Annotated in this window: 13 protein-coding genes; 8 read left to right on the top strand and 5 right to left on the bottom strand. The window is 39.6% G+C overall.

The genetic code is table 11. From position 1 onward, the window contains the following. The first annotated feature begins 11 nt into the window (after positions 1-11). The 3 genes from AB5Z52_RS08895 (at position 12) to AB5Z52_RS08885 (ending at position 3,216) form a co-directional block, all read left to right on the top strand. Positions 12-1,844 carry a heavy metal translocating P-type ATPase gene (locus AB5Z52_RS08895; protein ID WP_288551669.1) on the top strand — a complete coding sequence of 611 codons (1,833 nt, stop codon included), beginning with the start codon at positions 12-14 and terminating at the stop codon, positions 1,842-1,844. A 355-nt stretch (positions 1,845-2,199) separates the two neighbouring features. Further along, entirely contained in the window at positions 2,200-2,589 is a 390-nt protein-coding gene (locus AB5Z52_RS08890; protein WP_231455798.1) for a hypothetical protein, read from the top strand. Between the two features lie 249 nt (positions 2,590-2,838). After that, positions 2,839-3,216 carry a hypothetical protein gene (locus AB5Z52_RS08885; protein ID WP_021149994.1) on the top strand — a complete coding sequence of 126 codons (378 nt, stop codon included), beginning with the start codon at positions 2,839-2,841 and terminating at the stop codon, positions 3,214-3,216. Between the two features lie 109 nt (positions 3,217-3,325). Here the strand turns inward: AB5Z52_RS08885 and AB5Z52_RS08880 are convergent, their stop codons facing one another. Together AB5Z52_RS08880 and AB5Z52_RS08875 are read right to left on the bottom strand one after the other, a co-directional pair. After that, on the bottom strand, positions 3,326-3,757 hold the full coding sequence (locus AB5Z52_RS08880) for a MarR family winged helix-turn-helix transcriptional regulator (protein WP_003126119.1): 432 nt from the start codon (positions 3,755-3,757) through the stop codon (positions 3,326-3,328). A gap of 57 nt (positions 3,758-3,814) precedes the next feature. Then, positions 3,815-4,225 (bottom strand): organic hydroperoxide resistance protein, encoded by a 411-nt coding sequence (locus AB5Z52_RS08875; RefSeq protein ID WP_288551670.1) that lies wholly within the window; start codon positions 4,223-4,225, stop codon positions 3,815-3,817. Positions 4,226-4,459: 234 nt separating this feature from the next. Between AB5Z52_RS08875 and AB5Z52_RS08870 the strand changes: the two genes are divergently transcribed. Then, positions 4,460-4,672 carry a hypothetical protein gene (locus AB5Z52_RS08870; protein ID WP_029486656.1) on the top strand — a complete coding sequence of 71 codons (213 nt, stop codon included), beginning with the start codon at positions 4,460-4,462 and terminating at the stop codon, positions 4,670-4,672. Further along, complete coding sequence (locus AB5Z52_RS08865) at positions 4,669-5,625, top strand: SPFH domain-containing protein (RefSeq protein ID WP_005471067.1); 957 nt, start codon at positions 4,669-4,671, stop codon at positions 5,623-5,625. Before AB5Z52_RS08870 ends, AB5Z52_RS08865 begins: the two co-directional genes overlap by 4 nt. Positions 5,626-5,771: 146 nt before the next feature. Here AB5Z52_RS08865 and mprF read toward each other — a convergent pair whose 3' ends face one another. Next, complete coding sequence (gene mprF / locus AB5Z52_RS08860; RefSeq protein ID WP_288551671.1) at positions 5,772-8,318, bottom strand: bifunctional lysylphosphatidylglycerol flippase/synthetase MprF; 2,547 nt, start codon at positions 8,316-8,318, stop codon at positions 5,772-5,774. Between the two features lies 1 nt (position 8,319). Continuing rightward, on the bottom strand, positions 8,320-9,045 hold the full coding sequence (locus AB5Z52_RS08855) for an alpha/beta fold hydrolase (RefSeq protein WP_003126124.1): 726 nt from the start codon (positions 9,043-9,045) through the stop codon (positions 8,320-8,322). A gap of 586 nt (positions 9,046-9,631) precedes the next feature. On the opposite strand from AB5Z52_RS08855, the gene AB5Z52_RS08850 reads away from it, so the two are divergent. Beyond that, entirely contained in the window at positions 9,632-10,501 is an 870-nt protein-coding gene (locus tag AB5Z52_RS08850) for a cation diffusion facilitator family transporter (RefSeq protein WP_003126126.1), read from the top strand. Positions 10,502-10,653: 152 nt separating this feature from the next. Further along, positions 10,654-10,818, top strand: a complete 165-nt coding sequence (locus AB5Z52_RS08845; RefSeq protein ID WP_003126127.1) for a hypothetical protein — start codon at positions 10,654-10,656, stop codon at positions 10,816-10,818. Positions 10,819-11,070: 252 nt separating this feature from the next. Here the strand turns inward: AB5Z52_RS08845 and AB5Z52_RS08840 are convergent, their stop codons facing one another. After that, on the bottom strand, positions 11,071-11,391 hold the full coding sequence (locus AB5Z52_RS08840; protein WP_029486660.1) for a multidrug efflux SMR transporter: 321 nt from the start codon (positions 11,389-11,391) through the stop codon (positions 11,071-11,073). 439 nt (positions 11,392-11,830) lie between these two features. Here AB5Z52_RS08840 and AB5Z52_RS08835 point away from each other — a divergent pair, with 439 nt between their 5' ends. After that, the gene (locus tag AB5Z52_RS08835) at positions 11,831-12,322 is read left to right on the top strand and encodes a GNAT family N-acetyltransferase (protein WP_005471077.1); all 492 of its coding nucleotides are present in this window, start codon (positions 11,831-11,833) and stop codon (positions 12,320-12,322) included. The last annotated feature ends 130 nt before the right edge of the window (positions 12,323-12,452 follow it).

The following is a 12,452-nucleotide window of genomic DNA, read 5'->3' as shown; positions in this document are numbered from 1 at the left end:
AGGTGGATAAAATGAATCGTTTAAGTAAATTTTTGATTGCCATCGGCGTAGGAGCTGCGGCGTTGATCGCTGAATTTGGCTTTGATCGACCTCCCATTGCTTTTGGTTTGATCGCGATCATCGGCGGGTTGACAGCGTTGACGATGTTGATCGACATGATCCAAACATTGCGTTCAGGAAAATATGGCGTGGATCTGTTAGCGATCACAGCCATTGTTGCTACACTTGCTGTTGGCGAATATTGGGCCAGTTTGATGGTTTTGATCATGCTGACAGGCGGCGATAGTTTGGAAGAATACGCCAGCAAACAAGCCAGCCGAGAACTTCGGCAACTGTTGCAACGTTCTCCACAGACCGCCCATCGGCTGAATGATAAAAAAGATGTTCCGGTTGAAGAACTAGCTATTGGTGATCTGGTCATCGTCCGCCCGGGAGAAATCGTTCCCGTAGACGGCTGTGTCACTGAAGGAAATACCCTTGTCGATGAATCATCCTTGACTGGTGAGTCACGACCTGTAGAGAAAAATCCTGGTGATGAATTGATGTCTGGCTCAGTCAATGGGGAAACTGCGATTACTTTTGAAGTGACGAAAAAAGCAGCAGATAGCCAATATCAAATTCTTGTTCGTTTAGTCAAAGAATCTGAAGCAAAACCTGCGCGCTTTGTTCGTTTAGCGGATCAGTATGCTGTACCATTTACGTTGGCAGCCTATGTGATTGCGGGGATTGCTTGGTTTGTATCAAAAGATCCTGTCCGCTTTGCGGAAGTCCTAGTAGTGGCGTCACCTTGTCCATTAATCTTGGCAGCACCAGTAGCTTTAGTAGCAGGCATGAGTCGCTCAAGCCGCAATGGGATTGTCATGAAAAACGGCACCACGATCGAAAAATTAGCCAAAGCAAAAACGATCGCTTTTGACAAAACAGGCACATTGACAGAGGGAAAGTTGCACGTTGAAAAAATAACTGTGACTGCTGATCAACTATCGGTCGAAGAGCTTTTGCGCATTGCGGCTAGTGCTGAGCAGGATTCCACTCATATTCTCGCCCGCTCTCTGGTTGCTTCTGCTATGGAACGAAAGCTGACTTTGCTGCCAGTCACCAACTTGAAAGAAGTGGTAGGGCAAGGGATCGAAGCAACAGTTGCTGGACACAAGATCAAAATCGGTAAACCTGAATTTGTTGGAGCAGTTGGTGTAGATGAAGCTAAAACCAATGTTTGTGTTGGGAAAGATGACCAATGGATAGGAACGATCTTTTTTGAAGATACATTACGCAAGGAAGCCAAACAAACGGTTGAGCAGTTGCGTCATCAAGGATTGAAAAAGACGATCATGTTGACAGGTGACCAAGCATTCGTTGCTCGGAAGATCGCAGCTGAAGCAGGGATCGAAACCGTTCTAGCAGACTGCTTGCCGGCAAAAAAAATTGCCGTTATAAAAGAAATAGAACCAGCTGAACGCCCGATCATCATGGTGGGGGATGGGGTCAATGATGCCCCAGCTTTAGCAGCAGCTGATATAGGTATTGCTATGGGAGCCCATGGTACTAGTGCTGCAACGGAAGCAGCAGATGCGGTAATACTACAAGATGATCTCAGCAAGGTCTCTCAAGCCGTACAGATTTCTCAAGACACGATGAGAATCGCGCGCCAATCCGTGTTGCTAGGAATCTTCATTTGTATCGTTTTAATGTTGATTGCCAGCACGGGTGTGATCCCAGCGTTGTTTGGCGCTTTGTTACAAGAAGTGATCGATACAGTATCCATTCTATCTGCACTTCGTGCTAAGAATGATCATTCTACTAGCACAGCATCATCTCTTTCAGTCAATCATCAGGCACATTAATAGGTGCAGGTCCGTGACTAAGAGCAAACAAACCTGATAACTGTGATTTTTGTGATAGCAGATGCAAGACACTTAGATTATCTAGCTATGTTTGCCTTATAAGTTACGGGCCTTTTTGATTCTTAAAGCAGGTCCGTAAAAATCCTCCTTTTTTTAATAATACTACCGTTATATATAACAAATTTTTCTTAGCTAAAATCCTTGTTTTGTTGAGTATAATTCAGCTTCACTCATACTTTGTGATGTTATTCTCATTTTTTTCTTCGTTATTCCCTCAAAATGAGAATAATTTTAGCCGATTTTATGATATATATATACGTAGGAAGTTTCAGTAGATTGACTGTGAACTGTCCGCATGAAAGGATTGATAATTCGCGTGATTGATTTAATGCTCTATAAAGAAACAGCCGACTATTTGGAGAAAGTGATCGATAAAGAGGTGCTTGAACTTGTGGAAGTAGAGTACCCTAAGGTATATACTTACATCCACCAATTGATTGATTCTTTCAAATGTGCTGTCCAACAAATAGATGGTTCAAATTTTTGGGAACTTTTTCCAGAAATACTTGGGTATGATTCACGGTTTGTTTTATTGAACTCATTGATTCTAGTAAGAGATGAATTCTTGACAGAAGAAGAAATCATCCAAATGATCGAAACCGATTATACTCATTTAAATAAAGAATCTTGCGGTTATTCTTTGAAAGATCAGGAACATGAAAGCCTTATCTTCAATATCAAATAAATGATTTCCTAAAATCGCAAGGAGCAGCCGACCAGCATCAGTGGTCGGCTGTTTATTTGTTTAAATTTACGCTTTATTTATTCAATAATCTTAAAAATATTTTGAAAAAATGGTAAATATAGATTATCATTGATGTATGAATGAAGAATAACTGAAAAGTCTTTTCAATTCAGCGTTACAGTTAGACTGGATTCAGGAAATTAGCTATATAACATTGTTCATGGAATGAGCAAAGAGAAAGGGGCATATATGGATTATTTGAATTTTTCAAAAAAAGAGTGGGAGATTCTGATTTGTTTTTGGAATGCTCAGGAACCACTATGTTGCAGTGATTTTAGTGAGCGTTTTAACTTGAATCGCAACACTTCGTTATCAGTCATCAGAAAATTAGTCAATAAAGGCATACTGGAAGTTGCGAGCATCAAAATGAGCGGTTCGGTTTTAGCACGTCGTTTTCAACCCAAAGTGACTGAATTAGAAGTACTGCAGTCGATTCTTAATCAAGATCAGATTTTTGCTATGCTTCAGGTGGCGATTGGTCGTCTCGAAGAAAAGCAGTTAGCGATGTTAATGGACAAAATTACTGCCAAAAAACAAGAGCTTTCAATGCCAAAAGACCATCAGTGATCTTGCTTGTCCAAAGAGAGCCAACAAAAAAAGATCTGACTTATGGACTGCGCTTAAGAAGTTAGTTTTTCGGCTAACGTTTCGAGCAATCCGGTAAGTCGGATCTTTTTTAGCTAGTTTTCTGAAACTGATGCAGCATTTTTGTCGTCAAGCGATGCAAATCAGCTAGTTCTGTAGGAGACAATGGCAGGAAGTCTTTGACTTTACTGGGAATATTCACCGCAGAATCATGGAGCAGCTGCCCTTTTCCTGTCAATGACACATTTAAAGAACGTTCGTCCTCTTGATTGCGAGTTCTTGAAAGATAGCCTTTCATTTCGAGTTTCTTTAAAACCGGAGTCAAAGTTCCAGAGTCCAGACACAGAGAATCGCCCAATTCTTTTACTGTCAATGTTCCTTGCTCCCATAAGACGAGCATCACGAGATATTGCGTATAGGTCAAGTCCAGAGGGTCCAGTAATCCTTTATAATGCTTGATAATTTCTTTCGAAGCGGCGTATAGAGGAAAACATAGTTGGTTTTCAAGTGCTAAGTCATTCATGTCCCCACTCCTTTTTATACTGACGCTTCTTATCATAGCTTTTTTGTATCGGAAAGTCTACTCACTAACAGCTTTGACGGTTACTTCAATATTGCCGGCTGTTGCTTTTGAATAAGGACATACGGTATGAGCAATTTCTAGTAATTCTTGTGTTTCATCTAATGAAAGACCTTCTACGAATCCTTCAATCTCTACTCCTAAAACAAAACTACTTTCATTATCGGCATAAAGTGAAACTTGTGCACTTACAGTTGATGCGCCATCAATTCCTTTCCTTTGCTTTACAAGTTCAAGAGCACTGTTGAAACAAGCACTAAAACCAGCGGCAAAAAGTTGTTCTGGGTTAGTGGCATTTTCGACCCGTTTACCAGGTGCTGCGATGGATAATTCGAAGGAATGATCAGGACTATGAACTTCTCCTGAACGGCCACCTGTGTTGATCATCTTTGTAGAATACATTTTTTTCATCTAACTTCACTCCTGTTTTTTTGATTTTGTACAATTAGATTGTATGCAATTTAATTGTGGAAAGCAATTAAGTTGCTTGCAAAAGCAGGTTTTTTTATTTTTACTTGTTTTTACATTAAATTGAAAGTAAAAGTTTAAATAATTACTGTGTAGCAAGGTAAAACATGATATGATGATAGCACAGAATCTAAGGATAGTTAGTTAGTGAAGAGGGTGACTAAAATCGTAGAATATATGGAAAACCGCGCAGTCGGGAAATATTTTCGTTCCACGACAGATCATTATGCCGGATTCATTCGAATCTTTGGTACGTATACTGAATATCGGGTTGTTGCCGGTATTCCAGCAGAGAATGTGATGCTGGAGATCATCGGCGTTGAAAATGGGATCTTGCTGACACAAGTGAACAATACATTATTTGAAAATGGAAGAGGGTATATTCAATGATCATCGTACAAATTATCTTAATCGTTCTTGTCATAGCGATCGCGATTTGGCTGTTGGCAAGCACTGCTGTTATCGTTCGACAAGGTGAAGTAAAAGTAGTTGAGAGTTTTGGGAAGTATGTTAAGACACTTGAACCAGGTCTACACTTTTTAGTCCCTATTTTATATACAGTCAGAGAACGAGTATCACTTAAACAGATTCCTTTAGAAATTGAACCGCAAAGTGCTATCACGAAGGATAATGTTATCGTTCAAATTGATGAAGCCATCAAATACCATGTCACAGATGTCCGGGCGTTTGTTTATGATAATGAAAACTCGGTCGTTTCTATGATCCAAGATGCGCAATCCAATTTGCGAGGAATCATTGGGAAAATGGATCTAAATGAAGTTCTCAACGGAACAGAAGAAATCAACGTGGCGTTGTTTACTTCCATTAAAGATATCACAGCGGGGTATGGGTTGGCGATCGACCGAATCAATATTGGTGAGATCAAAGTTTCGCAAGAAATCATTGAATCAATGAACAAACTGATCACTGCTTCACGGGATAAAGAATCCATGATCACGCGGGCACAAGGGGAGAAATCTTCTGCTGTCTTAAGTGCGGAAGCCAAAGCTTCTCAAATGACGATCGATGCCCAAGCCCGAGCGGAACAAACTCAGATTGATGCGGAAGCTCGTGCTAAACGTGTACGGATCGATGCAGACGCCGAAGCAGAACGAATTGCTAAAATTACTGAAGCAGAACGTAAACGGATCTTAGCCATCAATGAAGCAATCAAAGAAAGTCAATTAGACGAACGTTCACTCTCTTACTTGGGCATTGAAGCCTTTAAAGATATTGTCAACAGTAAGACGAATACAGTCATTCTACCATCAAACATGACAGAATTAGGCAATATTCCAGTTGTGAAACAACTCTGGGAACAAACAGACAAAACCAGCGAATAACAAACTAACTGAATCAACCAACATAAATGGGCTCCACCCATTGTTTGATAAACCTGGATGGAGCTCGTTTTTGATTTGTTGAACAATAGTTTGATTACTGGATAGTTGTTGTCTTATTGGTACTTGTGGCGCAGTCTTTTTTTATCCTAAAGAGAAGACGTAGTAATAGTTCGATTGTCTACTATCAACAATGCGATCATCACATAACCGATCCAACTATCTCTGGAATAGAGAATATAACGAGGAGACCAATAAGCTGCATACTTGCTCTTGTACTCCCGCAATCCCTCAAAGGAATAAAAGTGAGAACCAAAGTTATAGATCAAATAGGCGATCCGTTCTTGAATGAAACTGCTTCTGAACGTCCCTACATTCGCCAGCGGGGCCATCCCTAAGTCGAACTGTTCGAATCCTTGGTTTTTAAAATAATCGAAGAGATTGATGAACAAAAAGTCCATTGTGCCATTAGGTGCTTTTTCAGGATCATGACGCATTAAGTCGATTGACCCACAACCTGTCTGATAAGTAGGCATAAAAGAAGCAAATGCCACAATTTCTTGCTGTTGGTTCTTGACGACAGCGATTGGGACGGTGCTCAAGTAATCTTCAGAGAAAAATCCTAATGAGAAACCTTTCTCTTTGCGACCATCTAGCCAGCGATCAGAAATATCTCGTAGCTTGGCAAATGTTTCCGCATTGTACGGTGGTTGTAGGACATCGAAAGTAAAGCCTTCTTTATTGATTTTGTTGTTTAATGCCCGTTGACCCTTCATTTTTTTGCCAGACAAGGTGAAATTCTGTAGGTCCACGAAGGCTTTCTCACCAAATTTGATGAAGTCATAGCCGAATTCATGAAGCAGCATGACCATTTCTTCACTGCTTTCATAGAAGACAGGCAAATAATTCCACTGATCCATTTCTGTGATAAAGGCTTCTAGTGCAGCAGCAAAATCCTCTTGCTTACCAGCTGGGTCCCCCATGACCAAACATTTATTGTTATAGGTCGTAAACTGGAAAAAGACGGTAGGATCGGTCTCGTTCGGATAGAAATAGACTTCTTTATCTTTCAAAAAGACAAGATGGCTATCACTAGTACCACCGTAGGTCTCTAAAAGAGTCAAGATTTTTTCATTCTCAGGTCTCTGTCCAATTTGATGTTTGGGTCCCATTAAATAGCGTGAGAAAAGCAAGACCGCGATAGCGACGATCATGATAGCCAGAAAGCCTTGCAACCATAACTTTTCAGAAGGAAACAAAAGAAAATCAATGGAACGATGGGCGGGATGACGATTTAAATGGGGCATGTTATAGACCCCAATAATCACATAAAGGACAGTCAAAGATCCCATCAAAAGGCCATCGATCGTCAGCCATTCCCAAGAATAAACCAGTTGCTTACGAAATAGTTCACTTTTGGAAAGGACCATAATCGCCAATAAGAAGAGCAAGAAACACATGGTTGAAAAGCGGAAACCGGCTAAGACCGCATAGCCGATCGTTGCTGCAATCAACAGCAATGTTGGAAAATAAGCGCGCGAAACACGAGCTGAAACCCCACGACCAGCAATGATGAAAAGATAGCCTAAGAAAATACTTGGGTATTGCATGACAAAATTCAACCGTATCGGATTAAGATGGGCTAACCATTGAATGTGGTCAAATGCTTCCGGAATCGTTGCTGACAAAACCAGCATCGTACCAGTCAAATAGAGCAACAGTACTTCAATCTTATGGAATACTTCTAAAAGCAATCCTTTAGGAATACCAGAAAAGCGTGTGTTGAGCGTTACACTGACATTTTTAGAGAACAAAAGCACCCCAATCAAAAACGGAATGATGTAATAGAATAGCCGGAATAGCAGAAGCCACGCTACGACGCTTTCTCGGGGAATATTCAATGAACCCATTCCCATGATCATCATGACATCAAAGGTTCCTAATTCTCCGGGAATCATTGATACGATCCCTATCACAGATGCAGCAATAAATAATGGCAGAATTTGAAAAATATCCACAGAGATCCCCATCAGCATACCGGTGGTGATAAAGGCCGTAAATACCCCTACCCATTCCAATAATGAAACCAAAATCAGTTGACCGCGGTCAGAAGAGGGCAGACCGCCTAAATAGCCATTCTTCTTCGACAAACTTAAGACATAGACCACTGGAAAGTACAAACTTCCTCCCAATAGCCAAATCCAATATTGCTGCAGATAATCAGTTGTTGGTCCAAAGACGACGAACCCTAATGCCAGTAATGACAAAAGTGATAACCCAGACATCAGATAAATAAAAATTTTCGAAATTGCTTGAGCAACATCTTTGCCATTTTTTTCTTTGCCATAGAATTCGGAGCGAAGACCAATGCTGATAAAACCGCCGAAACCTACAAGATTATTCATGGTATTGATGATCCAGCTTGTTTCACTTAAATAACGGGCAGAAAGCTTTTGTCCTAAGAGCCGATTTAAGATAATGTCATAACCAATCATTGGCGCAATACAAAGCAAACTAATCAAAAGCATCAATGCAACGCGCCAAACCGCTAATTCGGAAAACAGTGTCGTTAATTGATCGACGGAAATCGTCTTGCTTAAGGAAAGCAATTCACCTAAAACGATCACTGCTACAGCGATCAAAAAGAGTCCTTTGAACAAGGAGAGATGGTTACGAATCCATGTAAAAAGTTTCATTTTATTGTCCCACCTTATCTAAGAAAGAAAGAACTTTCTGATTGAATATATTTGGATTTTTGCGAGCAAAACTATGTCCTTGTCCCTTTACTACCATGAAATTGGCATTCGGAATATGATTGGCTAGATAAAATGAATGAGACAATTTGATTGAATCTCTTTTTCCTACCAAAATCAGTGTTGGGACAGTAATTTTTTTTAAATCGGTGGCTGATAAACCGATGTTACGAAAGAGTAGTGCAAGAATCGGTAAAAAACCACGCATACCTTTATCGAAAGGCGCGCAAAGCCAAACGACTGCATATTGGATCAGACTGCCGATCCGTGCAAACAGCCGAACCCCTTTAGGATCCGTATTGCCGGAATTTAAAATCAGACAACTCACTAATTCCGGATATTTAAAACAAAACACCATAGCTAAATTTGCGCCATCACTAAAGCCTAGAAGAGCCACCTTTGACAGGTGTTCTTTTTGAATAATGGCATACAAGTCATCAGCCATCAAGAAAAAATCAATTTTTTTGCGGGTATTCGTTGATTTGCCATGCCCACGACTGTCTATCAAGTACAGCTGATGTTTCTGACTTAATTCAGCTATCTGATTAGCAAAGTAAGCACTGCTCCCGCCATTGCCGTGCAATAAGAATAATGGCTTGCCTTTTCCAATTTTCTCATAGTAAAGGACCGAGCCATCTTGCATTTTGGCATAACACTTTTCAGATTCCATTTTTTCACCTACTTTCTTTGAGTATACCTTGAAGCTCGCGATTGATAAAATCAAATGGTGATTTTTCACTAGAAATAATCATCGTTTATTCATTTTTGTCTTAGAAAACTGCTATCTTATTATATTAAGAAATCAGACAGATGCTGCTCTTTAGATTCATTTCTAGCCATATCTTAGGAGATCACTTCGAAATGGAAAAGAAAACTTTGCCAAAATAGATAATTTTCACATTTTCCCCCGTATTTTTCCCTCTTATTTCTTTAGAAGGAAACTATAGAAGAGAACTATAGAAGAGAACTACGCAAAGCAGCAAGGACACCCCATAGTGTCTCCCATTCAGTGACAATGGTTTTCATTAAACGGGGGGAACAATGAATGATTTAAAGCTTGTTTAACATGTCTAAAGGAAATCAACAAGGTGCCTTCTGATTTTTTTTCATTCAGTTTGACCTGCAAGATGCATTCGTGGCGCAGAAAGCAAATGTTTGTTATTCCTAAAAGATTATATCTCTCCAATAATTACTGCAAAGTTTCAGGAATTCAGTTATTATTTTCAAGTTGTTATCTTGATGCTGGAGGGAAATAAATGAGAGAGACTAGATATGAAGAATTGAAGCGAGCAGAAAAGGGCGCTCTGCTTAGTATCATCGCCTATCTATTGATTTCATTCGTTAAATTATTGATCGGTAAAATAGCTGGGTCGGAAGCTTTATGGGCAGATGGTTTAAATAATGCCACCGATATAATCGCTTCAGTGGCTGTTTTGATAGGTCTACGCTTAGCTCAAAAACCGGCTGATGAAGAACATAAGTATGGACATTGGAAAGCAGAGAATGTAGCAAGTTTGATTACGTCATTGATCATGCTTGCTGTAGGGCTGCAAGTACTTTATTCCTCTGTCTGGTCCTTGATTCAAGGGGAGACAGAAAGTCCTGATGTGCTTGCGGCAATTATAGGTGTGGTCTCAGCTATTCTCATGTATGGTGTGTATACCTTTAATCGAAGATTGGCTGCACAAGTAAAAAGTTCCGCACTGCTTGCTGCTGCCAAAGACAATCGCAGCGATGCTTGGACCAGCATCGGAACCGCCATTGCCATTTTTGCCGCTTCTTTTGGCTGGGGGTGGCTTGATAGTCTAACAGCGATCGTTGTCGCTGTTCTGATCCTAAAAACGGCCATTGATATTTTCAAAGAAAGTGCCTTCTCATTGTCAGATGGTTTTGATCAAACATTGGTCAACGAGTACGAACAAGTCGTAGCCGATTTTCCGGAAGTAAAATCTGTCAAGAGTATTCGCGGCAGAATGTATGGCGCAAATGTGTTTCTTGATATTGTTATTACGATGGACAAATATTTGACAGTTGAAAAAAGTCATGCAGTAGCTGATGCCATAGAAGCATTGCTGTCTGATCGTTTCAATGTCTATGATACAGATATTCATATTGAACCAGATTAATCGCCGATTTATTTTTAAGGGTCATTTTGTGTTGTGTAAGTTAAAAAAAACAGTGTAAACACCACGTTTCTAGCATGTAAACATCCCGTTGCTTCTTTTTTTATTGAAAGAATGGCAAACTATTCTTATCAGAAAAAGAAAGTAGGGATCGTATGGAGACGATAAATATCACTGACCTTCAAGCAAAGAAAATTAATGAAGTGGGACAACCTGTCCTTTTAGAAATTTGTAAAAATTATATTTTATCAGTAGAAGATAGACAGATACTAGCTCTTCTTCAGAAACAAATTACAGAAAAAAAAGCTGAACTCGTTTGAGATTCAACTCGTTTTAGTCAAGTACAAAAAGAAAAGCAGCAGTTTGATCCATCAATGATCAAACTGCTGCTTTTTTAGCCTTTGAGAAAAGAAAGAATGAAGGTAATCCAACTTTTCTTTTGTAAGAGAAGATCAGTAGTCTGATGATATCCTAGAGGAAAGCAAAAGTAGAAATAAGAAAGATTTCGGTAGAAAGAAGTGATTCGATTTTATAAAAGTCTTTTAAAAGACTTCAAAAAAACTTTTTTGAGGTTAGTGACCGCTAGTCATTTTAATGCCTACAATACTGATCAATAATAATCCAACAAAAAGCCAAGTGGCTGGGTTTATCTTGTCATGGAACAATACCACACCAATGATGACTGAACCCACCGCACCGATCCCAGTCCAGATAGGGTAGGAGAAACTCATTGGCAGTTGTTTGATTGCTTGCGACAAAAAGAAAAAACTGGCGATCATACCAATAATGGTGTAAATCGTAAAATTGATTTTTGTAAATCCTTCACTCCATTTCATCGTTGTGGACCAGAATACTTCCAGTACGCCAGCTAATAATAGTTCGAGCCAAGCCATTCTATTTCCCTCCTTTTTGATTATTTAGAAAACAAAAAGAGGAAGACCATTCCTTCTAAGACCTACTGGAATGATCGTCCTCTTTTAACTACCCGGTGGCAGTCTCTATTTTCTTGTAACCAGTATAGCACACTCGGATTTTTTTGGGGAATGAAAAAAACTTATCGAAAAAATGAGGGGTAGCACTTTCGGATAAAAATTGAAAGAAAGAGAAACTGTTCCAGAAAATGAGCTGGTCCTGTTTCTCGTCATCGCATCTAATTTTTCCTAACAAACTTGATGCGATCAGCAGAACTTTCTGATGGTGCTAAATCTTTCTTTCAATTGCGGATAGACAACATTATCAATAGTTAAGACAAAGAAAGACTTTTCTATTTATTTAAAAAACATTCCGATATAATAAAGATATGTAGGGATACATCTTTGAAAGGAGTCCACCATGAAAATTACATTTCAACCAGTCCGATCTTTAGAGGAGATTCAAGAATTAGAGCTTGTCGTTAAGGAGATTTGGTCAGAAGTCTTTACACCTATCATCGGGTCTGCTCAAGTCAGCTATATGCTAGAAACTTATCAATCTCCAGAAACGATCCAACAAGAAATCAAAGAAGGCGCCGCTTATTTTATTCTTCGATTAGAAGATGAGATTATTGGCTACACAGCTTACGAAGAAGAGGCAGACCGTCTGTATTTGAGTAAACTTTATTTAACACCTGCTATGCGAGGAAAAGGCGTCTCCAGCAAAGTATTTGATTGGGTTGAATCTTTAGCCGCTGGCAAAACACTCTTTTTGAACGTCAATAACGGCAATCAACAAGCGATTGCCGTCTACGAACACCGGGGTTTTGTCCGGGTCGGGGAACGAAAGGTTGATATCGGTCAAGGTTTTGTAATGGATGACTATATCTACGAAAAAACATTCAAACAATGAAAGACATAAGCTTTTTTCCATCGCTCAGTTTGTGGGAAGAAAGCTTATTTCCTATAAAAAACATATAAGGTTCGGCAAATTTTGCCGAACCTCTAACGCTGTCTTGAAAACGAAGGAGCACTTATAATGA

It is taken from the genome of Enterococcus sp. RTP21361st1_A6_RTP21361_211029 (genome assembly GCF_040910045.1).
Classification (GTDB): Bacteria; Bacillota; Bacilli; order Lactobacillales; family Enterococcaceae; genus Enterococcus_D; species Enterococcus_D gallinarum.
Note: the sequence above shows the minus strand (reverse complement) of the source record. Positions and strands in the feature narration are given on the sequence as shown.

What these genes read in the sequence shown, in the direction of transcription:
- AB5Z52_RS08885 (WP_021149994.1), top strand. Translation starts at nt 2,839, where the DNA reads ATGGATTATTTGAATTTTTCAAAAAAAGAGTGGGAGATTCTGATTTGT.
- AB5Z52_RS08855 (WP_003126124.1), bottom strand. Translation starts at nt 9,045, where the DNA reads ATGGAATCTGAAAAGTGTTATGCCAAAATGCAAGATGGCTCGGTCCTT.
- AB5Z52_RS08895 (WP_288551669.1), top strand. Translation starts at nt 12, where the DNA reads ATGAATCGTTTAAGTAAATTTTTGATTGCCATCGGCGTAGGAGCTGCG.
- AB5Z52_RS08845 (WP_003126127.1), top strand. Translation starts at nt 10,654, where the DNA reads ATGGAGACGATAAATATCACTGACCTTCAAGCAAAGAAAATTAATGAA.
- AB5Z52_RS08880 (WP_003126119.1), bottom strand. Translation starts at nt 3,757, where the DNA reads ATGAATGACTTAGCACTTGAAAACCAACTATGTTTTCCTCTATACGCC.
- AB5Z52_RS08865 (WP_005471067.1), top strand. Translation starts at nt 4,669, where the DNA reads ATGATCATCGTACAAATTATCTTAATCGTTCTTGTCATAGCGATCGCG.
- AB5Z52_RS08870 (WP_029486656.1), top strand. Translation starts at nt 4,460, where the DNA reads ATGGAAAACCGCGCAGTCGGGAAATATTTTCGTTCCACGACAGATCAT.
- AB5Z52_RS08890 (WP_231455798.1), top strand. Translation starts at nt 2,200, where the DNA reads ATGAAAGGATTGATAATTCGCGTGATTGATTTAATGCTCTATAAAGAA.
- AB5Z52_RS08875 (WP_288551670.1), bottom strand. Translation starts at nt 4,225, where the DNA reads ATGAAAAAAATGTATTCTACAAAGATGATCAACACAGGTGGCCGTTCA.
- mprF (WP_288551671.1), bottom strand. Translation starts at nt 8,318, where the DNA reads ATGAAACTTTTTACATGGATTCGTAACCATCTCTCCTTGTTCAAAGGA.
- AB5Z52_RS08835 (WP_005471077.1), top strand. Translation starts at nt 11,831, where the DNA reads ATGAAAATTACATTTCAACCAGTCCGATCTTTAGAGGAGATTCAAGAA.
- AB5Z52_RS08850 (WP_003126126.1), top strand. Translation starts at nt 9,632, where the DNA reads ATGAGAGAGACTAGATATGAAGAATTGAAGCGAGCAGAAAAGGGCGCT.
- AB5Z52_RS08840 (WP_029486660.1), bottom strand. Translation starts at nt 11,391, where the DNA reads ATGGCTTGGCTCGAACTATTATTAGCTGGCGTACTGGAAGTATTCTGG.